Raw genomic sequence first — 20,741 nt, 5'->3', positions numbered from 1 at the left:
TGTTACTCATCGTTCACGGGGGCGAGGCTCCATCGAGGCCCGATGCGAGGCAAGATAGCGGCCATGCGCATCGGAGTCTTGACCGGAGGCGGAGACTGCCCAGGGCTGAATGCCGTGATCCGCGCCGTCGTACGCACCGCGAACGGGCGTTACGGCGACGCGATCGTCGGTTTCCAGGACGGCTGGCGCGGCCTACTCGAGGATCGCAAGATCCAGATCTTGAACGACGACCGAACCGACCGGCTGCTCAACAAGGGCGGCACCATGCTCGGCACCGCACGCACCAATCCCGACGTGCTGCGCGAGGGGCTCGGCCGGATTCAGCAGACCCTCGACGACAACGGCATCGAGGCTCTCATTCCGATCGGGGGTGAAGGCACGCTCACCGCGGCCAGCTGGCTGTCCGATGAAGGTGTGCCGGTCGTCGGCGTCCCCAAAACCATCGATAACGACATCGACTGCACCGACGTCACATTCGGCCACGACACGGCGCTGGCCATCGCCACCGAGGCGATCGACCGGCTGCACACCACCGCGGAATCGCATCAGCGCGTCATGCTGGTCGAGGTGATGGGCAGGCATGCCGGCTGGATCGCGATCCACGCGGGCATGGCCGCGGGCGCGCACCTCACGCTGGTACCGGAGGTTCCCTTCGACGTGCAGCAGGTGTGCGCGATGATCAAACGCCGTTTCCAGCGTGGCGACAAGCATTTCATCTGTGTGGTGGCCGAAGGGTCGCATCCCGCGCCCGATTCCGGATTCACCCTGCGTGAGGGTGGTGTCGACGAGTTCGGGCACGAGCGGTTCACCGGCGTCGCGCAGCAGCTGGGCGTGGAGATCGAGCGCCGGATCGGCAAAGAGGTTCGCACCACGGTGCTCGGGCACGTGCAGCGCGGCGGCAGCCCCACCCCCTACGACAGGGTGCTGGCCACTCGTTTCGGACTGCATGCCGCCGAGGCCGTGCACGCCGGGCATTTCGGGCAGATGGTCGCGTTGCGGGGTACCGAGATCGGCCTGGTGCCGCTGTCGGAGGCCACCAAACAGCTCAAGCGGGTCCCGGCCGAGCGGTATCGGGAAGCCGAGGCGTTCTTCGGCTGAGCGCTCCGGGGGTCGGCGTCGCATCGCTGCGAACCTCCCCCGGAAACGCGTGCGCGATCAGTACTGTGAAGATCATGCGTGCGCGACGAGTGGCGGTGCTGGTGCTGTCGATGGTGGCCGCGATGGTCGTGGCCGGCTGCTCGGGTGATTCCGGGTCGGCCTCCGATGCCGGGCCGAGCGGCGAGAATCCGGTGCTCGGCGACTGGCACGGCACGATCGACGTGCCAGGCCAGCCGCTCGAGGTCGGGGTGACGTTCAGCGCCGTCGACAGCGCGACGATCGACATCCCGTCCCAGGGCGTCGCCGATGCCCCGCTGTCGGCGGTCTCCGCGAAGGCCGATCAGGTGGAGTTCACCATTCCCGACATACCGGGCGATCCCACCTTCCGCGGCCGCCTCGATTCGGCCGCAGGGCAGATCACCGGTGACTTCACCCAGTCCGGGCAGACGTTCGCGCTGGTGATGGACCGAGGGGCGATCCCAGCCGCGGCCCGCCCGCAGGAACCGAAACCGCCGTTCCCCTACGTGTCCGAGGACGTCACCTACGCCAACGGCGATATCACCATCGCCGGCACGCTGACCAAGCCGGAAGGCGAAGGCCCGTTCCCGGCCGTGCTGATGCTGACCGGCAGCGGCCCGCAGGACCGCAACGAAGAACTGTTCGGGCACAAGCCCTTTCTGCTGATCGCCGATACGCTCACCCGCGCTGGGTACGCCGTGCTGCGCACCGATGACCGTGGCGTCGGCGGCACCAGCGGCAACCTCGATCAGGCCACCTATGACGACCTGGCCGGCGATGCCGCCGCCGGGGTGGACTACCTGAGCAACCGTGCCGACATCGACCCGGCGCGCATCGGCCTGTTCGGGCACAGCGAGGGCGGCTACCTGGCCCCGCTGGTCGCCTCGAAACCCGACAGCGGGGTGACTTTCGCGATCCTGATGGCGGGCCCCGCCGTTCCCGGTGGTGATGTGCTGATCGAACAGAACCGCGCACTGTTCGCCGCGGGCGGCGCGTCCCCGGAGGAGACCGCCGCACAGGTCGACTACATCACCGCGCTGGCCGACGCGATGCGGGCAGGCGATCTCGACAAGGCCAGGCAGGTCGCGCGCGAGCACAACCAGACGCTGCCGGAAGGCCAGCGGATGACCGACGAACAGATCGACGCCCTGCTCACCCCGTCGATGACCTCGTTCATGAGCTACGACCCCGCACCCGCGCTCTCGGCCCTGCGGGTGCCGGTGCTCGCTTTCTTCGGCGAGAAGGATTTGCAGGTCCTGCCGAGCCAGAACGAACAGCCGATGCGCGATCTGCTCGCCGGCGACCCGGACGCCACGGTGCACACCTTCCCCGGGCTCAACCACCTGATGCAGCCCGCCGGAAGCGGCTTGCCCAGCGAATATTCGACCATCGAGACCACCATCGCGCCGGAGGTGCTCGACTATGTGAAGGACTGGCTCACCCAGCGGGTACCGGCGAAATAACCGCGCGCCGCACATGCGCGGACCGTCGGCACGCCCGCCGGTAGCCCTTACATAGACTGTTCGCCATGAGCGCACCTACCGTCGAGCTGATGGATTACGCCGATGTCGTGACCCGGTACGAGCCGGTGCTGGGCATGGAGGTTCACGTCGAGCTGTCCACCGCGACCAAGATGTTCTGCGGGTGCCCCACCGAGTTCGGCGCCGAACCGAACACCCAGGTGTGCCCGGTGTGCCTCGGCCTGCCCGGATCGCTGCCGGTGGTGAACGAGAAGGCCGTCGAATCGGCCATTCGCATCGGTCTGGCGCTCAACTGTTCGATCACCCCGTGGGGCCGGTTCGCGCGCAAGAACTACTTCTACCCGGATCAGCCGAAGAACTACCAGATCAGCCAGTACGACGAGCCCATCGCCACCGAAGGCCACCTGGATGTGGTGCTCGACGACGGCAGCACCTTCCGCGTCGACATCGAGCGCGCGCACATGGAAGAAGACACCGGCAAGTCGGTGCATATCGGCGGCGCCACCGGCCGCATCCACGGCGCCAGCCATTCGCTGCTCGACTACAACCGGGCCGGTGTGCCGCTCATCGAGATCGTCACCAAGCCGATCACCGGCGCGGGCGAGCGGGCGCCGGAAGTGGCGCGCGCCTACGTCACGGCGCTGCGTGATCTGCTGAAGTCGCTGCACGTCTCGGATGTGAAGATGGAGCAGGGCTCGCTGCGCTGCGACGCCAACGTCTCGCTGATGCCCGTCGGCGCCACCGAATTCGGTACCCGCACCGAGACCAAGAACGTCAACTCGCTGCGCAGCGTGGAGGTGGCGGTCCGTTACGAGATGCGCCGCCAGGCGGCGGTGCTGGCCTCCGGCGGTTCGATCGTCCAGGAGACCAGGCACTTCCACGAGGCCGACGGCTCCACCTCGCCCGGGCGCCGCAAGGAGACCGCCGAGGATTACCGCTACTTCCCCGAGCCGGATCTGCGGCCGGTCGCCCCGGACGCCGAGTGGATCGAGCAGCTGCGCACCACGATCCCCGAGTACCCGTGGCTGCGCCGGGCCCGCATCCAGTCCGATTGGGGACTGTCGGACGAGGTGATGCGCGATCTGGTCAACGCGGGCGCGCTCGATCTGATCATCGCCACCGTCGACGCGGGCGCACCGGCCAACGAGGCCCGCTCCTGGTGGGTGGCCTACCTGACCGAGAAGGCCAAGGAACGCGAGGTCGCGCTGGAGGATCTGCCGATCACGCCCGCCCAGGTGGCCGAGGTGATCAAGCTGGTCGAGGCCAAGACGGTGAACAACAAAGTCGCCAAGCAGGTCGTCGACTTCGTGCTGGCCGGTGCGGGCGATCCCGCGCAGATCGTCGAGGCCAAGGGCCTCGGCATGGTCAGCGACGAGGGCGCCCTGCAGGCCGAGGTCGACAAAGCTTTGGCCGCCAACCCCGATATCGCCGACAAGATCCGTTCCGGCAAGGTGCAGGCCGCGGGCAAGATCGTCGGCGACGTCATGAAGGCCACCCGCGGCCAGGCCGACGCGGCCCGGGTGCGCGAACTCGTGCTGGCCGCCTGCGGGGCCTGATCCTTCGGATCGGAGAACGCCCGTCCGCTGATCTGTGGGCGGGCGTCCCGCGTTTTCGGCTGCAGCTACCGGGCCTTACGGCCACCGCGGGCCATGCCACCTGCGCAGGACACGCCCGCCCGGCTGTCATCTGATGCCCGGCCCATACGGTGGGCCGCCTCCGCGGTCGACATCACCAGCCGCCGGCACCCCAGCGTCCGGTCACCGCGAACAATCGCGATGACCGGACTGCGAACGGGATCAGTCCGGTCCGCCCCCACCCGCGGCGGGCGGCGGAATCCGCACCACGCGGTCGTCGAACGGGCCGGGTGTGCCGCCATCGTTCTTATTGACAGTGGATACCCAGATGGTGCCGTCGCCACCGGAGGCAGCGCCGCTGAGCTGCCCGTACTTGTCTTGTGCCACCAGCGTGGGCGCCGCGGTCACCGCATGCGTGTCCGGGTCGGTGACGGCCAGCGCGAGCGCCTTCGCGCCGGTCAAGGCGATCGCCACGCCGTCGGCGGCCGCCGCGCAGCCCGCGACACCGGGGCGATCCGGCCAGGTCCAGGCGGTGCTGACGGCGCCGTCGGGGGCCAGCCGCTGCAGTCGGTCCTCGGTGGCGGTGCGATCGGTGATCCAGACACCCCGGGTGCTGTCGAGGCAGATATCGCCGGCGGTCCCGATCCCGGAGATCACCACCTCCGGCGACGCCGAACCGTTGGGGCTCGGCGAATTCACCCGCAGCAGCTTGCCCGCCAGCGACGACTGCGCCGCGGCCGCGCCCGGATTGCCCGCGTCGCCGGTGAGCACCAGCATCCGGTTCGGTTCGGTGAACTCGATGGCCCCGCGATTGCCGGTGGCGCCCTTCGGGATTCCGGTCAGCACCGGCTTCGGCGGGCCGCCGCCCTGGGCGATCCGCACCACCCGGTTATCGCTCGGGGTGGTGATGTAGGCGTAGAGCAGGCCGTCCTCGCCATAGGTGGGGGAGAGCGCCAGATCGGTGAGTCCGCCGTCGCCGGAACCGTCGACATCGACGCGCGCGATCTCCACCGGGGGCTGCTCGGGTACCACCTTCATGATCCGTCCGGTGCGGCGTTCGGTGACCAGTGCGGTCCCGCCGAGCGAGACCAGGCCGCCGGTGGTGTCCAGACACGTCGCCACCACCGCGGGATCGGGGTCGATGCACGGTCCGCTGGGACGGGTGGTCGAGGTCGGCGGCTGATCGGGTTTCTTCGGCTCGATATTCGCGCCGTGCAGCGTCGGCTCGGGCGTGAACGGACTGGATGCGGAATCGTCGAACCGCGCGCAGCCACCCAGCAGCATCGAGCCGAGCACCACCCCCACCACCAAGCGCCTCGCGCCAACCGACTTCATACCCCAAACGTAACGGAAACCTCGGTCCGCGCGCCTGCCGCGGGTGTCCACTCGGTGTGGCCGAAACAGGTCAACCGGACACGCCGTCGCCCGAGAGGGTTAACCGGCGGGCCCTCGCGGCTTAGGCTGAACGCGTGAGCGACAAGTCGAAAGACGAGCCAGAATCGGCTGCGAGCACGGCGGAGCAGCGGGCGGTGTCATCGTCGGAGGGCGGCGTCGGCAGCCCCTACGATTCACCGACCGGCGAGTTCCCCGCGGTGGGCGAGGAACGTCCGAAGATGACCAAGCAGATCCCGCGCACCGACGAGGAGCTAGGGCTCGATCCCGAGGTCGACGCCGCCCCCGGCTCCGGCGCCGCGGCCGCCAAGGGCGCGACCCCGGCCGCGGACGACGCCGGCGCCGACGCGAAGAGCACCGACCCGGACGCCACCTACGCCTACGCCAGCATTCCGCCCGCCGCCGCACCGCCCACCGGCGCCACGGCCGCCCGGGTGCGCCGCCGCAACGGCGACCACCGGCGGGGCACCCTCGATCTCGGCCTGTTCCTGCTGCGACTGGTCGTCGGCGGCACCTTCCTCTACCACGGCATGCAGAAGCTGGCGGGCTGGTTCGACGGCCCGGGCATCGACGGCACCCGCCAGATGATGGAAAAGGGCGGCTGGGACCATCCGTCGCTGTCGGCCGCGATGCTCATCGCCGGTGAGGTCGGCGGCGGCATCCTGCTCATCCTGGGCTTGGCCACGCCACTGGCCGCGGGCGCCGTGCTGGCCGTCATCCTGGACGCCTGGGCCTGGAAACAGGGCATGCATCCGGACTTCCAGTACACCCAGGGCACCGGCGCGGTCGAGTTGGAGACCATCCTCGCGGGCACCGCCGCGGTCATCATCCTGACCGGCCCCGGCCGCTGGGCGCTGGACCGTAGCCGCGGCTGGGCCACCCGTCCGGCCTGGGGTTCGTTCGTCGTGCTGCTGCTCGCGATCGCCGCGGCCGCGGGTGCGTGGTGGTACCTGCACGGCGGCAACCCACTGGTCGGCATCGGCCCCTTTGACTGAGCGGCCGCCGGATCCGACCAGAAGGGCGCTCCCGTCACTCGACGGGAGCGCCCTTCTTCATGGCCTGATTCGTTCGGCCACCACTACTTCACGTACCGCACCGCACCCTTGTCGGCCGAGGTCGCCATCGCCGCGTACGCGCGCAGCGCGGTGGTCACCGGGCGGTCCCGGTTGACCGGCTGCCAGGGATTCTCCCGCGCCTCCATCTTGGCGCGACGCTCGGCCAGCACCGCATCATCGACCAGCACCTCGAGGGTGCGGCTGGCGACGTCGATGCGGATCTGATCGCCGTCCTCCACCAGGCCGATGACGCCCCCACTGGCCGCCTCGGGCGAGATGTGGCCGATCGACAGGCCCGAGGTGCCGCCCGAGAAGCGTCCATCGGTGATCAGGGCGCAGTCCTTGCCGAGACCCGAGCCCTTCAGGAACGCGGTGGGGTGCAGCATCTCCTGCATGCCGGGGCCGCCGGCGGGGCCCTCGTAGCGCACCACGATCACATCGCCGGGCTTGATCTTCTTGGCCAGAATCACCGACACCGCTTCCTCCTGGGATTCGACCACCACGGCCGGGCCCTGGAAGGTGAACAGCTCCTCGTCGATGCCCGCGGTCTTGAGGATCGCGCCGTCGGGGGCGATATTGCCGCGCAGTACGACAAGTCCGCCCTCGGCGGTGTAGGCGTGTTCGAGGTCGCGGATGCAGCCGCCCTCGGCATCGGTGTCGAGCGAGGACCAGCGGTTGTCGGTGGAGAACGGCTCGGTGGTGCGAACCCCGCCCGGCGCGGCGTGGAACAACTCGAGGGCTTCCTCGGACGCCTTGCCGGAGCGGATGTCCCAGGTGTCGAGCCATTCGTCGAAGCTCGCGGTGTGCACCGTGGTGACCTCGGTTTCCAGCAGGTTCGCCCGCCGCAGTTCACCGAGCAGCGCGGGGATGCCGCCGGCGCGGTGCACGTCTTCCATGTGGTAGTCGGAGTTCGGCGCCACCTTCGACAGGGTCGGCACCTTGCGGCTGATCTCTTCGATGGTGTTCAGGTCGAAGTCGATCTCACCCTCCTGCGCGGCGGCCAGGGTGTGCAGCACCGTGTTGGTGGAACCACCCATCGCGACGTCGAGGGCCATCGCGTTGCGGAAAGCCTTGGCGTTGGCCACATTGCGCGGCAGCACGGAGGCGTCGTCATCGCGGTACCAGCGGGTGGCGATGTCGATGATGACGCGGCCCGCCTTCTCGAACAGCGCGCGCCGGGCGGCGTGGGTGGCGAGGGTGGATCCGTTGCCGGGCAGGGCGAGTCCGAGCGCTTCGGTGAGGCAGTTCATCGAGTTCGCGGTGAACATGCCCGAGCACGAACCGCAGGTCGGGCAGGCGCTGCGCTCGACCTCGTCGAGCCCTTCGTCGCTGACCGCGGAGTTCGCGCTGGCCGAGATCGCGGTGACGAGATCGGTCGGCGCCTGTGCGACACCGCCGACCACGACGGCCTTTCCGGCTTCCATCGGGCCGCCGGAAACGAACACCGCCGGGATGTTGAGCCGCATAGCGGCATTGAGCATGCCGGGGGTGATCTTGTCGCAGTTGGAGATGCACACCAGCGCGTCGGCGGTGTGCGCGTTCACCATGTATTCCACCGAGTCCGCGATGATCTCGCGGCTGGGCAGCGAGTACAGCATGCCGCCGTGACCCATCGCGATGCCGTCGTCCACGGCGATGGTGTGGAACTCGCGCGGCACACCACCGGCTTCGCGCACCGCGTCGGCGACGATCTCGCCGACGTTCTTCAGGTGCACGTGCCCTGGCACGAACTGGGTGTAGGAGTTGGCGATGGCGACGATCGGCTTACCGAAATCGGAGTCGGTCATACCGGTGGCCCGCCACAAGGCGCGGGCGCCTGCGGCATTGCGGCCGATGGTGGTGGTTCGTGAACGAAGCGGTGGCATGGGTGGGTCCTCGGGTGGGTCGCGGGGGCTGGGATGCGACGACGTCGAGCGGCTCGGCGGATCGGCCGGGGATGCCCGGCGGTCCGGCCGACGCACTGCTCGGCGTTCCTCGACGTTACTCCCGCACCGCGCACGGGCTGTGTGCCGGTGGGGGAGCGGAGATCAGCTGCCCGGGGTGGTGTCGGTGTCGCGTGCGGCCGCGGTATCGGCCTCGCTGGGGCTCGGTGTGTCGCCGCCCGTGGTCGGGTCGGCGCCCGAGCTGGGCTCGGTGGTGCCATCGGTAGTGGCCTCCGCCGATTCGATCGGTTCCGCGGGCCCGGCGAACGGGTCGGGGATTCGTCCACCCGAGGCGTCCACCAGTTCGCGCAACCGGTCGTAGCTTACCGCCGGTAGTTTGACCTCACTGTCGTCGTCGAGGTGGACCCGGACATACCCACGCTTGGGAATGCGGATGCCGCGCACCTGCGCCCAGTCGATGTGACGTGATCCGAGGACCGTGCGCAGATCCAGGCCGTCCCCGGAGACCGTGGTCTGGGTGCGCAGGATCCACACCGACACCGCGATCGGCAGGGCGAACAGCCACCACAGCGCGGCGGGCCAGCCGACGAACGGGAAGAACACGCACAGCACCAGCACCAATACGCCGATGAAGTTCAGTCGTGTGATGCGGATGACACGGGCCGGTGTGCCCTCGCTCGCCTGACCACCCGTATCCGGCGCCGCGTCGGACGTGTGGGACGATTTAGCCGGTGGCACGGACTGATGCGGTGATGACACACCACCATCCTCGCATCATGGTGGACGGACTCGAGCACCCACTGTCGTCCCACATAATGGGACGGCGTAGGCCAGCAGTTTGACTCTTCACCTCACGCACAAATACCGTCATGCGCGTGAATCGAAACGAGTTGCTCGTAATCGGCCGGCGCGTCCAGCGTTGAGCCCGACTACCTGATACGTCAGCTCGCACTGCGACGCGCCACCCTCGAACAGCCATGTGCTGTCGGGGGCTTTTTTGTGTTCGGACCATGACCGCTGTCCGGACGGGCAGGCACCGCCACTCGCGGCTCGCCCGGGGTCATAACGACAAGAGGTAAGGAACCAAGACGGTGAGCGCACCAACCGCCCGGCCCGGGCCCTCGGCCCGCAGGCCAGCGCCTTCGGCGAACCAGCCGGCAGCTGCCGGTACTCCCGCGACGACCACGGCCAACCGCCGCCAGCTCCCGCCCGAGCGGGTCACCGGCGCGCAGTCGGTCGTCCGCTCGCTCGAGGAGCTCGGCGTCGACACCGTATTCGGCATTCCCGGCGGCGCCATCCTGCCCGTCTACGACCCACTGTTCGACTCGACGCGGGTGCGCCACGTGCTGGTGCGCCACGAGCAGGGCGCCGGTCACGCCGCCACCGGCTACGCCCAGGCCACCGGCAAGGTCGGTGTCTGCATGGCGACCTCCGGTCCCGGCGCCACCAACCTGGTCACCCCGATCGCCGACGCCCAGATGGACTCGGTGCCGATCGTCGCGATCACCGGTCAGGTCGGGCGCGGACTCATCGGCACCGATGCCTTCCAGGAAGCCGACATCTCCGGCATCACCATGCCGATCACCAAGCACAACTTCCTGATCACCGACGGCGCCGACATCCCGCGCATGATCGCCGAGGCGTTCTACCTGGCCGCCAGCGGCCGTCCGGGTGCGGTGCTGGTCGACATCCCCAAGGACGTGCTGCAGGCGCAGACCACCTTCAGCTGGCCGCCGGAGATGCGGCTGCCCGGCTACCGGCCGGTCACCAAGCCGCACGGCAAGCAGGTGCGTGAGGCCGCCCGGCTGATCGCCGAGGCCAAGGCGCCGGTGCTCTACGTCGGCGGCGGCGTCATCAAGGCCGATGCCTCGGCCGAACTGGTGGAACTGGCCGAACTGACCGGCATCCCGGTCGTGACCACACTGATGGCGCGTGGCGCGTTCCCCGACAGCCACCGCCTGCACTGCGGCATGCCCGGCATGCACGGTTCGGTGGCCGCGGTGGCGGCGTTGCAGAAGTCGGACCTGCTGATCACCCTCGGCGCCCGCTTCGACGACCGCGTCACCGGTCAGCTGGATTCCTTCGCGCCCGGCGCCAAGGTCATCCACGCCGACATCGACCCGGCCGAGATCGGCAAGAACCGCCACGCCGACGTGCCGATCGTCGGCGACTGCCGCGAGGTGATCATCGAGCTGATCGAGACCCTGAAGTCCGATCCGGCCCAGACCATGCCGTTCGAGCTGAACGAATGGTGGACCTACCTCGACGGCATCCGCGACGCCTACCCGCTGGGCTGGACCGCGCCGAGCGACGGATCACTGTCGCCGGAGTTCGTCATCGACGCGCTCGGCCGCCTGGCCGGACCGGACGCCATCTACTGCGCCGGCGTCGGCCAGCACCAGATGTGGGCCGCCCAGTTCATCAAGTACGAGAAGCCGCGCACCTGGCTCAACTCCGGCGGCCTCGGCACCATGGGCTACGCCGTGCCCGCTGCCATGGGCGCCAAGATGGGTGCTCCGGAGAAGGAGGTCTGGGCGGTCGACGGTGACGGCTGCTTCCAGATGACCAACCAGGAGCTGGCCACCTGCGCGGTGGAGGGCGTGCCGATCAAGGTCGCGCTGATCAACAACGGCAACCTCGGCATGGTCCGCCAGTGGCAGACCCTGTTCTACGAGGAGCGCTACTCCAACACCGACCTCGGCACCCACACCCTGCGTATCCCCGACTTCGTCAAGCTGGCCGAAGCGCTGGGCTGCCACGGCATCCGGGTGGAGAAGGAAGAAGACGTCGAGGCCGCGATCCGGGAGGCGCAGTCGATCAACGATCGCCCGGTCGTCATCGACTTCATCGTCGGTAAGGACGCCCAGGTGTGGCCGATGGTCGCCGCGGGCACCAGCAACGACGAGATCATGGCCGCGCGCGGCATCCGTCCGCTGTTCGACGAGGACGAGACCGCCGCCGAGCCCGCCGTCATCCACGAGGCGCTGTCCCATGATCGGACGCAGGCCGGCCGTCCCGCCGACATCACCGCACAGACCAGCGAGGGGAACCAAGAATGAGCAGCACCCACACCCTCAGCGTCCTCGTCGAGGACAAGCCGGGCGTGCTGGCGCGAGTGGCGAGCCTGTTCTCTCGCCGCGGCTTCAATATCGAATCGCTGGCGGTCGGCGGCACCGAGGTGCCCGATATCTCCCGGATGACGATCGTCGTCACCGTCGAGGATCTGCCGCTCGAACAGGTGACCAAGCAGCTCAACAAGCTGGTCAACGTCATCAAGATCGTCGAGCAGGACGCCGAGGCCTCGGTGGCCCGCGAGCTGATCCTGGTGAAGGTGCGCGCCGACGCCAGCGTGCGCACCCAGGTGATCGAGGCCGTTACGCTCTTCCGGGCGAAGGTCATCGACGTGTCACCGGACGCGCTCACCGTCGAGGCGACCGGAACCCGGTCCAAGCTCGACGCGCTGCTGCGGATGCTGGAACCGTACGGCATCCGTGAGATCGTGCAGTCCGGTGTGGTGGCGGTCGGACGCGGGCCGAAGTCGATCACGGCAACCCGCTGAGCTACCCCGAAAAACAAAGCTCTACTAACGCCTATCAAGTGAGAAGGGAACCACAACAGTGGCAGTCGAGATGTTCTACGACGACGATGCCGATCTGTCGATCATCCAGGGCCGCAAGGTCGCGGTGATCGGTTACGGCAGCCAGGGCCACGCGCACTCGCTGAGCCTGCGCGATTCGGGTGTCGAGGTCCGTGTCGGCCTCGCCGAGGGCTCGAAGTCGCGGCCGAAGGCCGAGGAGGCCGGGCTGACCGTCGGCACCCCCGCCGAGGTTTCCGCATGGGCCGACGTGATCATGGTGCTCGCCCCCGACACCGCGCAGGCGTCGATCTTCACCAACGACATCGAGCCGAACCTGAAGGACGGCGACGCGCTGTTCTTCGGCCACGGTCTCAACATCCACTTCGGCCTGATCAAGCCGCCGGCCAACGTCACCATCGGCATGGTCGCGCCGAAGGGTCCGGGCCACCTGGTGCGTCGTCAGTTCGTCGACGGCAAGGGTGTTCCCGCGCTGATCGCGGTCGACCAGGACCCGAAGGGTGAGGGTCAGGCGCTGGCGCTGTCCTACGCCAAGGCGATCGGCGGCACCCGCGCGGGCGTCATCAAGACCACCTTCAAGGAAGAGACCGAGACCGACCTGTTCGGTGAGCAGGCCGTGCTCTGCGGTGGCACCGAGGAACTGGTCAAGACCGGTTTCGAGGTCATGGTCGAGGCCGGTTACGCGCCGGAGATGGCCTACTTCGAGGTGCTGCACGAGCTGAAGCTGATCGTCGACCTGATGTACGAGGGCGGCATCGCGCGGATGAACTACTCGGTCTCCGACACCGCCGAGTTCGGTGGCTACCTGTCGGGCCCGCGGGTCATCGACGCCGACACCAAGAAGCGCATGCAGGACATCCTCAAGGACATCCAGGACGGCACCTTCGTCAAGCGCCTGGTCGCCAACGTCGAGGGCGGCAACAAGGAGCTCGAGGCGCTGCGCAAGCAGAACGCCGAGCACCCGATCGAGGTCACCGGCGCCAAGCTGCGCGGCCTGATGAGCTGGGTGGATCGCCCGATCACCGAAACCGCGTAAGTTCCGCACGCGAGAAAGGGCCCGTTCGCCGATGGCGGACGGGCCCTTTCGCGTGTACACCTCAGGCGACGGTGCGGGCGCGGCCTTTCGGGTCGGCCGGATCGATATGCCAGCTGTGCACTCGTCGCGGATGGATCCGGATGATGTCGTGGGAGAACCACTCCGGCACCACCGGCGGCACCTCCACGGTGAGCGTTTCGGCGATGCCGCGGATCTCGACTCCGCGGCCCTTGCCCGGTACGAGCTCGCCGGGCCGGTCCGGCGTCAGATCGTCGAACAGCACGCTCACCTTCGGGTTGACGAGCACATTGCGATAGCGGCGGGTGGCCGCGTGGTTCGGGCCGCCGATGTCGATGGTGTCGTCATCGTTGAGTCGGAAGCCGAGCGGGACGGTCATCGGCTGCCCGTCCGGGGTGACGGTGGACAGCCGGCACAGCCGTACACTGCGCAGGTACTCGCGTTCGACGTCGGTGAGATAAGCCATGCCGCCGACGCTAAAACCTCGACATCGGTTGAGGTCAAGGGGTGCGGGCGGCACCCGCGCTGTGCCGCCCGCAGATCGTCACCAGCCGAACGATCCGCTCGGCAGCAGCCGCTGCAGCAGCCGCCACAGTGGGTCGTTGCCGCGGCCGCGATCCCAGTCCCGGCTCCGGTCGTGGTCCCAGTGGCGATCACGGTCCCAGTTCTTGTCGTGGTCCCAGTTGCGGTCGTGGTCCCACGGGTTGTCCCAATCCCGGTGCGGCCGGTCGACCTGGGTGATGGCCGGGGGTGCCGTCGCCGGGTCGGCCGCGGCCGGAACCGCTACCGCTGCCAGCGGAAACACCGTGATAGCGCCTGCGATGGCGACGCGGGCCGCCGTCCGGCGCAACCCCGTGGACGATGTCGTCGTGAACACTGTCGTTTCCTTTCCAGCCGGCCGCGATGCTTGTCGATCGCAGCCCTTCGCCGTGACTCGAGGCCCTGGCCGCGGGACGTGCGTGGTTCGCGCGGGCGAGGCGTGAGCGCGCACCTGGGGGCCGCGGCGGTCCGGGTTCGGATGGACACCGGTTCCCGGCCGGCCGACGAGGTCGGGGGAGGGCCGAGCAGCGGTGACACATGTCCTACTCTTGCGCACTTCACCGCAAAGGTCACGGGTGCGGGCAGGTTTGTGCTCGAGGATCATTCGAATGGATGAGGCGCCACCCATCCGTGCATACCGGATGGGTCGGGGGCAATAGGGGACACACCGGATTTCGCCGGATCATTGTGCTGGTATCGGCAGCGGGCAAGACTGTGTGGATGACGAACACGGTGGTCGATACTCCGCCGTCGCAGCGCGAACACGATGGCCGCGCGGTGCGCGCGCAGCTGCCACGTTCGGCCCTCGGTCAGTTGCGGCTCGCGCCGGACCGTGACCCGATCGCCATCCTGGAACGGCAGGCGGCCACCCGCGTCCCGGAGTTGGTGCCGATCCGCTACGCCCGGATGGTGGCAGGCCACTTCCCCTTCCTGCGTGGCGCGCCCGCGATCATGGCCGCCGATCTGGCGGCCACCCCGAACACCGGACTGACCGTACAACTGTGCGGCGACGCCCACCTGTCCAACTTCGGTGTCTTCGCTTCGCCGGAACGTTCGCTGGTCTTCGACCTCAACGATTTCGACGAGACGCTGCCCGGTCCCTTCGAATGGGATGTGAAGCGGCTGGCGGCCAGCATCGCGGTCGCCGCACGAGCCAACGGCTGCCCCGACGACGAGGCTTCCGCGGCCGCCCGCACCGCCGCGTCGGCCTACCGCGAAGGCATGCGGCGGCTGGCCGGACGTGATTCCCTCGACGTCTGGTACGAGCAGGTCGATGCCGACACCCTGGTCGATCTGGTCCGTAAACCGAAGCGCCGCAAGAACATCGAGAAGACCCTGGATGCCGCCCGCCGCCGTACCAGCCTCCAGGCGCTGCACAAACTCACCGAACGCGGACCGGACGGCCGCCTGCGCATCCGGCAGCAACCGCCACTGCTCACCCCGATCGCCGACGCCGACGCCGATGCTGTGGAGGAGGTCTTCGCCGCTTATCGGCGCTCGCTGCCCGAGGAGCGGCGGGTGCTGGTGAACCGCTACCGGATCGTGGATTTCGCCCGCAAAGTCGTCGGCGTCGGCAGCGTCGGCACCCGCTGCTTCGTGGTGCTGCTCATCGATCGCGATACCGGCGGCCCGCTGTTTCTGCAGGTGAAAGAGGCCGAGGAGTCGGTGCTCGCACCGTATCTGGCGCCGAGCGTGTTCCGCAATCACAGCCACCGCGTGGTGCACGGGCAGCGATTGATGCAGTCCGCGAGCGATATCTTCCTCGGGCGGATCGCCGGACCGCAGGGCCGTCACTTCTACTGGCGGCAACTGCGCGATATGAAAGGTTCCGCCGAGATCGGCAGCATGTCACGCGCCGGCCTCCGTGAGTACGCCGCGCTGTGCGGGCACACCCTGGCCAGGGCGCATGCCCGCTCGGGCGACCGCATCGCCATCGCCGACTATCTCGGTTCCGGCGAATCGTTCGACCGAGCGATGGCCGGCTTCGCGCTCGCGTATGCCGATCAGACCGTCAGCGATCACCGAGCCCTGGTCGAGGCCATCGAATCCGGACGCGTCGAAGCTGCGGCGAACCCGTACTGAACCGCGGGGTCGCCGGACCGCGCAGGCATTGGGTGGCCGTGCGGGTAGCGGTCTGGCGTGCGGTGAGCCCCGCCATCTCGAACTGATCCATGGCGGCGTCCAGGTCGAACAAGTCGTTGTCGCCGAACACATTCGCGACCGTGTCATGGGTGACCGCGCCGATCTCGGCCGCGCAGATCAGCGTGACGGCGTGCGCGCGTTGGTCGTCGTTCGGGCGGCCGGTGGCCAGGCAGGTGATCAACTCGGCGACCGAATCGGTCGTCCACAGGCCGGGCAGCGCCGAGGCCGACTGCGCGACCGGTGGAGAGTCGGCGCGAGACCAGTGCCCGGCGTCCCACCAGTAGCAGAACGCGGTGAGCCCGGTGTCGGCGTGCGGGTTGAGCATCGGGTCGACGGCCCAGTCCGGCGGTGCGGGGTGCACGGGCGGAGGTGCGTCGTCGTCGGATTGCGCAGTATCCGACGTCCACACGCCCCCGGAGAGCACCGCACGGCCGCCGGGCAGCGCGTACAACGTGGATCCGCTGTTGCCGGAGCTCTCGAACCACGCCAGCGATGGCAACATTCGTGGCCCCCACTGGGATCCGGCGGCGGCGAAGGCGGCCGACATCGCCGCCCACCTGGCCCAGAGTTGCGGAAACGGCGGTAGATCGACGTCGGTACAGGTGCGTGCCGGTGCGCTCATCAGATCGCCGTGGTGAGTTCGAGGTGGATACCGTCGGGATCGTTGAAGCCGAGGATCGCGATGCCGAATTGGTCCATCTCGACGATGTCGCCGTGCTCCACCCCCGCCTCGTCGAAACGGGCGATGGCTTTCACCAGGTCTTCGCGGGAATCGACGGTGAAGCTGAGGTGGTCGAGACCGACGCGTTCGGAATCGAAGTGATCGGTGGGGTCGGCGACCGGTCGCAGTCCGAGCAGCATCCCGCCGGGGGTCTGGAAGACGACTCCGCCGTAGAGCTGGAAGGGGTCGGCGCGAACGAGTGGGTCGGCCGGGTTTCCGGGCGACTCGGCCGCCACTTCGAAGCCGAGCACGTCCTCGTAGAACTCACGTGAGCGTTCGAGATCGGTGACCGTCAAACGGATGTGGTGGACGAGGCTGGTGGCGAGCGACATGCGGGACTCCGAGGGGTGTGATCGATCGGCGGACGACGGCTCGGGGCTGCCGAGGTGAGGGGGCCGAACAACTGTGCGGTCCGTCACTGGACATGACACTATGCCGCGTGCTGACCATTACCGAGTGTCGGAAACGACATGTTCAGTACTATTCCCGACATGGATGTCGGGGTGTTCGTAATGGATGGTGTGGCCGATTTCGGTTTGGCGGCACTGCAAGAGACGTTCGACACCGCCAACGCGGCCCGCGAGCAGCTCGAGACGCCACCGGCGCCGTGGCGGGTGCGCACTGTGTCCTTCGGCGACAGCGTCACCTCAGGCCACGGGCACACCATCTCGACTACGCCGCTTGTCGACGGCGCCACCGAGCTCGACATGATGATCGTGCCAGCGGTGCAGGTGCTCGATCCCGAGCCGCTGGTCGAGCTCGTTGCCTCGGCCCGCAGCAAGCCCGTGCTGGACCGGATCCGGCAGGTCCACGAGAACGGCACGCATGTGGCAGGTGCCTGTTCGGGAACCTTCTTCCTGGCCGAGGCCGGTGTACTCGACGGATCCGCGGCGACCACCAGTTGGTGGCTCGGCCCCACGTTCCGCCGCCGCTATCCGCAGATCGCGCTCGACGAGAGCCGGATCCTGTGCCGCGGCCCGCGCGTCAGCACCGCGGGCGCCGCGCTGTCGCACATGTATCTCGCACTGTCGCTGGTGCAATCGGTGAGTCCCGCGCTGGCCGAACTCGCCAGCCGATACATGATCGCCGGCAGCGGGCGCAAACAAAGCGACTTCGTGCTGCCCGAGATCGTCGCCCGCGGGAATTCGGTGACCGCTGCCTTCGAACGCTGGGTGCGCGACCATCTGGCCGACCAGTTCCTGATCTCCACCGCCGCGCAGGCGATCGGCGTCACCGAACGCAGCCTGCAACGCGCCACCCAGGCCGAACTCGGCATGTCACCACGCGACTTCGTCAACGACATCCGATTGGAGCGCGCCGCGCACCTGCTACGCACGACCGACCTGACGTTGGAGGCGGTCGCCTCGCGGGTCGGATACCTGAACGCGGGGACCTTGCGGGGCCTGGTGAAGCGGCGCAGGGGCGTGACCATCGCCGAGCTGCGCTCGTCACCGCTCACCTGGTGAGGCGAGGTAGCGGGCCGGCGCGTTTTACACTGTCTACCGATGAGTAACTTCTTTGCCTCGGTGGACGAGGTGACCCGCAGGCTCACCGCTGCCGGGTATCTGCCGTCTACCGATATCGCCACCGCCGTGTTCTTGGCCGGCCATCTGGGCAAACCGCTGCTCATCGAAGGCCCCGCCGGCGTCGGCAAGACCGAGCTGGCCAAGGCCATCGCCGCGACCGCCGCGGCCGAGTTGATCCGGTTGCAGTGCTACGAAGGCATCGACGAAGCGCGCGCCCTCTACGAGTGGAACCACGCCAAACAGCTGCTGCGTATCACCGCCACCGAGGGCGAAGGCTGGGACCACACCCGCGAGCACGTCTTCACCGAAGAGTTCCTGCTCTCGCGTCCGCTCCTGGCCGCCATCCGCAATCCGGAGCCGACGGTGCTGCTCATCGACGAACTCGACAAGGCGGACGTCGAACTCGAAGGGCTGCTGCTCGAGGTGCTCGGCGACTATCAGGTCAGCATCCCCGAACTCGGCACCGTCACCGCTGTGCGCAAGCCGTTCGTCATTCTGACCTCCAACGCCAACCGTGAGCTGTCCGAAGCGTTGAAGCGACGCTGCCTGTACCTGCATATCGACTATCCGACGGCCGAATTGGAACGCGCCATCGTCCGGTTGCGGGTGCCCGAGCTCGATGCCGCGCTCGCCGAACCTGTCGTACGCACCGTCGCCGCGCTCCGTCAACTGCCGCTGCGCAAGCCTCCCTCGGTCGCCGAAACGGTGGATTGGGCGCGGACCCTCGTCGCGCTGGGGGCTCGCCGGCTCACCGGCACGATGGTGCAGTCGACGCTGGGGGTGCTGTTGAAACACCGGTCCGACCATCAGGTCGCGGCGGAAAGGCTCGGGCTGGGTGGGGCCGACGTGGTCGGGGAGTCGGCATGAAGGCGACCGGTGGACGACGAGGTCCGCGTCAACGCCTCACCCGGGTAAAGCCACTGTGCCGCCGCCGGTCTAGTGGGCCTCCGCCCCTCACGCTCGAATCGGTCCGGGCGCGTCCGTCGTGCGCGCTGCCGGGCCGCGCGGGGCAGGGCCGCTAGGTGACGCCGTCGACACCGCGCACCGGTGACCGCGCGGCCGGGTCGCATCACGAATCGATGACCGACCGCCTGGTCGCCTTCGTCACCCTGCTCCGCGAACACGGCATCACCGCAGGCCCCAGCGAAACCATCGACGCCGCCGAAGCCATCGTCGCCCTCGGCACCGACAACACCGACCACCTCCGCTCCGGTTTGGCCGCGACCCTGCTGCGCCGCAACGGCCAACGCTCGGTCTTCGACCAGCTCTTCGACCTCTATTTCCTCGGCCGAGGCGGATTCGGCGAAGTGCGCGAACCGAATTCCGACGCCATCGAAACCCTGCGCGACGAACTCGTCACCACCCTCGCCGCCGACAACCCTGATGCCACCACCGAACTCGCCCGCCGCGCCCTCACCGAACTCGGCGGCTACGGCAGCGGGGGACAGGGCGCGGGCGCCTCCGGCGTCGTCACCACCGCCTCCGGCGCGGGCTGGTCGTCATACTTGACCTTGAAAGCACTGCGACCCGACGACCTCACCGAACGCATCGCCTCCCGAATGGGCAGCGCCACCAGCGAATTCGACACCGCGGTGCACACCATCGAAGCCGACCGCCGCCTGCGGGCCTTCCGCACCGCCCTGCAAACCGAGGCCCGCATCCGCTCCGCCGACCTGCGCGGCACCGACTACATCGCCCGCCGCGGCGTCGAAATGAGCACCGACCGCATCGACTTCCTCGGCGCCCGCGAACAAGACCTCGCCGAAATGCGCCGCCTGGTCCACCCGCTGGCCCGCAAACTCGCCACCCGCCTCGCCGCCCGCCGCCGCAAGGCCGTCCGCGGCCAGATCGACCTGCGCCGCACCCTGCGCGCGTCCATGTCCACCGGCGGCGTCCCCGTCACCCCCGTCCTGCGCGCCCGCAAACACGGCCGCCCCGACCTCGTCGTCCTGGCCGACCTCTCCGGCTCGGTCACCGGCTTCGCCGAATTCACCCTCCTGCTGGTCGCGGCCCTGCAAGACCAGTTCAGCCGCGTCCGCAGCTTCGGCTTCATCGACACCTGCGCCGAAATCACCCCCTGGTTCACCCCCGGCACCCCACCCACCCCCGACCTCACCGCCCGCATCATCCGCGAATCCGGCGTCACCCGCTTCGGCAGCAGCAACTACGGCGAAGCCCTCACCGGCTTCGTCACCAACCACCTCGACGCCCTAGGCCCCCGCACCTCCCTCCTCATCCTCGGCGACGCCCGCACCAACCGCACCGACCCGAATCTCGCCGCCCTGTCCCTCATGCTCGACAAGGCCAAACACGCCTACTGGTTGAACCCCGAACCCGCCCGCTCCTGGAACACCGGGGATTCCGCGGCCCATCTCTACGCGGAGCACGTCACGATGCACGAGTGCCGGAATGTGGTGCAGTTGGCGGAGGTAGTGGGAAGACTGCTGCCGACCTGAACAGAGGTGGTCGTTGCGCCTGTAACGTCGGCCGCCTCTGCGTAGATTTCACGTACGAGTTTCCTCGAAAGTCGGCAGTGCGGGCACGGGCAGAGTGAGGCGGGCAGGGTGGATACGGCGCAGGAGCGGAGTTTCGACGTCACCGCGGCAGGCACCAAGCGATTTCTGCCTGACCTTCGCAAGCCATGTGATCTACGAATGAGTAG

At 68.5% G+C, this 20,741-nt stretch carries 18 protein-coding genes; 11 read left to right on the top strand and 7 right to left on the bottom strand.

Annotated elements, in window-relative coordinates; genetic code table 11:
• Positions 1 to 63: 63 nt before the first annotated feature.
• The 3 genes from RJ05_RS17385 to gatB all read left to right on the top strand — a co-directional run bounded on the left by RJ05_RS17385 (position 64) and on the right by gatB (position 4,153).
• Positions 64 to 1,098: an ATP-dependent 6-phosphofructokinase gene (locus RJ05_RS17385; protein WP_036538507.1), complete on the top strand. Its 1,035-nt coding sequence runs from the start codon at positions 64 to 66 to the stop codon at positions 1,096 to 1,098.
• A 74-nt stretch (positions 1,099 to 1,172) separates the two neighbouring features.
• On the top strand, positions 1,173 to 2,579 hold the full coding sequence (locus RJ05_RS17380; protein WP_051016663.1) for an alpha/beta hydrolase family protein: 1,407 nt from the start codon (positions 1,173 to 1,175) through the stop codon (positions 2,577 to 2,579).
• 65 nt (positions 2,580 to 2,644) lie between these two features.
• On the top strand, positions 2,645 to 4,153 hold the full coding sequence (gatB, locus tag RJ05_RS17375) for an Asp-tRNA(Asn)/Glu-tRNA(Gln) amidotransferase subunit GatB (RefSeq protein WP_036538506.1): 1,509 nt from the start codon (positions 2,645 to 2,647) through the stop codon (positions 4,151 to 4,153).
• Positions 4,154 to 4,393: 240 nt separating this feature from the next.
• On the opposite strand, the gene RJ05_RS17370 is transcribed toward gatB, so the two are convergent.
• Positions 4,394 to 5,506 (bottom strand): PQQ-dependent sugar dehydrogenase, encoded by a 1,113-nt coding sequence (locus RJ05_RS17370; RefSeq protein WP_036538505.1) that lies wholly within the window; start codon positions 5,504 to 5,506, stop codon positions 4,394 to 4,396.
• Between the two features lie 134 nt (positions 5,507 to 5,640).
• Between RJ05_RS17370 and RJ05_RS17365 the strand changes: the two genes are divergently transcribed.
• On the top strand, positions 5,641 to 6,558 hold the full coding sequence (locus RJ05_RS17365) for a DoxX family protein (protein WP_036538502.1): 918 nt from the start codon (positions 5,641 to 5,643) through the stop codon (positions 6,556 to 6,558).
• Positions 6,559 to 6,641: 83 nt separating this feature from the next.
• Here the strand turns inward: RJ05_RS17365 and ilvD are convergent, their stop codons facing one another.
• Positions 6,642 to 8,483 (bottom strand): dihydroxy-acid dehydratase, encoded by a 1,842-nt coding sequence (ilvD, locus tag RJ05_RS17360; protein WP_036538500.1) that lies wholly within the window; start codon positions 8,481 to 8,483, stop codon positions 6,642 to 6,644.
• A gap of 162 nt (positions 8,484 to 8,645) precedes the next feature.
• Positions 8,646 to 9,260, bottom strand: a complete 615-nt coding sequence (locus RJ05_RS17355) for a PH domain-containing protein (protein WP_195026461.1) — start codon at positions 9,258 to 9,260, stop codon at positions 8,646 to 8,648.
• Between the two features lie 332 nt (positions 9,261 to 9,592).
• On the opposite strand from RJ05_RS17355, the gene RJ05_RS17350 reads away from it, so the two are divergent.
• From RJ05_RS17350 to ilvC, 3 genes are all read left to right on the top strand, one after another.
• Entirely contained in the window at positions 9,593 to 11,560 is a 1,968-nt protein-coding gene (locus tag RJ05_RS17350) for an acetolactate synthase large subunit (protein WP_036538499.1), read from the top strand.
• The gene (gene ilvN, locus RJ05_RS17345; RefSeq protein WP_014352179.1) at positions 11,557 to 12,060 is read left to right on the top strand and encodes an acetolactate synthase small subunit; all 504 of its coding nucleotides are present in this window, start codon (positions 11,557 to 11,559) and stop codon (positions 12,058 to 12,060) included. The genes RJ05_RS17350 and ilvN overlap by 4 nt, the downstream gene beginning before the upstream one ends.
• A 70-nt stretch (positions 12,061 to 12,130) precedes the next feature.
• Positions 12,131 to 13,132, top strand: a complete 1,002-nt coding sequence (gene ilvC / locus RJ05_RS17340) for a ketol-acid reductoisomerase (protein ID WP_174343942.1) — start codon at positions 12,131 to 12,133, stop codon at positions 13,130 to 13,132.
• Positions 13,133 to 13,193: 61 nt separating this feature from the next.
• Here ilvC and RJ05_RS17335 read toward each other — a convergent pair whose 3' ends face one another.
• Both RJ05_RS17335 and RJ05_RS17330 read right to left on the bottom strand, forming a co-directional pair.
• Positions 13,194 to 13,616, bottom strand: a complete 423-nt coding sequence (locus RJ05_RS17335; RefSeq protein ID WP_036538496.1) for a PPOX class F420-dependent oxidoreductase — start codon at positions 13,614 to 13,616, stop codon at positions 13,194 to 13,196.
• Between the two features lie 78 nt (positions 13,617 to 13,694).
• Positions 13,695 to 14,027: a hypothetical protein gene (locus RJ05_RS17330; RefSeq protein WP_104359129.1), complete on the bottom strand. Its 333-nt coding sequence runs from the start codon at positions 14,025 to 14,027 to the stop codon at positions 13,695 to 13,697.
• Positions 14,028 to 14,410: 383 nt separating this feature from the next.
• Between RJ05_RS17330 and RJ05_RS17325 the strand changes: the two genes are divergently transcribed.
• The gene (locus RJ05_RS17325) at positions 14,411 to 15,772 is read left to right on the top strand and encodes a DUF2252 domain-containing protein (protein ID WP_036538494.1); all 1,362 of its coding nucleotides are present in this window, start codon (positions 14,411 to 14,413) and stop codon (positions 15,770 to 15,772) included.
• On the opposite strand, the gene RJ05_RS29400 is transcribed toward RJ05_RS17325, so the two are convergent.
• Together RJ05_RS29400 and RJ05_RS17315 are read right to left on the bottom strand one after the other, a co-directional pair.
• Entirely contained in the window at positions 15,702 to 16,454 is a 753-nt protein-coding gene (locus tag RJ05_RS29400; protein WP_051016659.1) for a hypothetical protein, read from the bottom strand. The two genes, RJ05_RS17325 and RJ05_RS29400, sit on opposite strands and share 71 nt — an antisense overlap.
• Positions 16,454 to 16,885 (bottom strand): VOC family protein, encoded by a 432-nt coding sequence (locus tag RJ05_RS17315; RefSeq protein ID WP_036538493.1) that lies wholly within the window; start codon positions 16,883 to 16,885, stop codon positions 16,454 to 16,456. The genes RJ05_RS29400 and RJ05_RS17315 overlap by 1 nt, the downstream gene beginning before the upstream one ends.
• 159 nt (positions 16,886 to 17,044) lie before the next feature.
• Between RJ05_RS17315 and RJ05_RS17310 the strand changes: the two genes are divergently transcribed.
• The 3 genes from RJ05_RS17310 (at position 17,045) to RJ05_RS17300 (ending at position 20,535) form a co-directional block, all read left to right on the top strand.
• Positions 17,045 to 18,019: a GlxA family transcriptional regulator gene (locus RJ05_RS17310; protein ID WP_036538490.1), complete on the top strand. Its 975-nt coding sequence runs from the start codon at positions 17,045 to 17,047 to the stop codon at positions 18,017 to 18,019.
• A 39-nt stretch (positions 18,020 to 18,058) separates the two neighbouring features.
• The gene (locus RJ05_RS17305) at positions 18,059 to 18,946 is read left to right on the top strand and encodes an AAA family ATPase (RefSeq protein WP_036538489.1); all 888 of its coding nucleotides are present in this window, start codon (positions 18,059 to 18,061) and stop codon (positions 18,944 to 18,946) included.
• A gap of 212 nt (positions 18,947 to 19,158) precedes the next feature.
• Positions 19,159 to 20,535, top strand: coding sequence for a vWA domain-containing protein (locus RJ05_RS17300; RefSeq protein ID WP_036538518.1), 1,377 nt, complete (start codon positions 19,159 to 19,161; stop codon positions 20,533 to 20,535).
• Positions 20,536 to 20,741 lie beyond the last annotated feature (206 nt).

Source organism: Nocardia cyriacigeorgica NBRC 100375 (assembly GCF_000308555.1).
GTDB classification, from domain to species: Bacteria; Actinomycetota; Actinomycetes; order Mycobacteriales; family Mycobacteriaceae; genus Nocardia; species Nocardia cyriacigeorgica.
The sequence above is the reverse complement of the archived record's forward strand: the minus strand, read 5'-3'. Positions and strand labels throughout refer to the sequence as shown.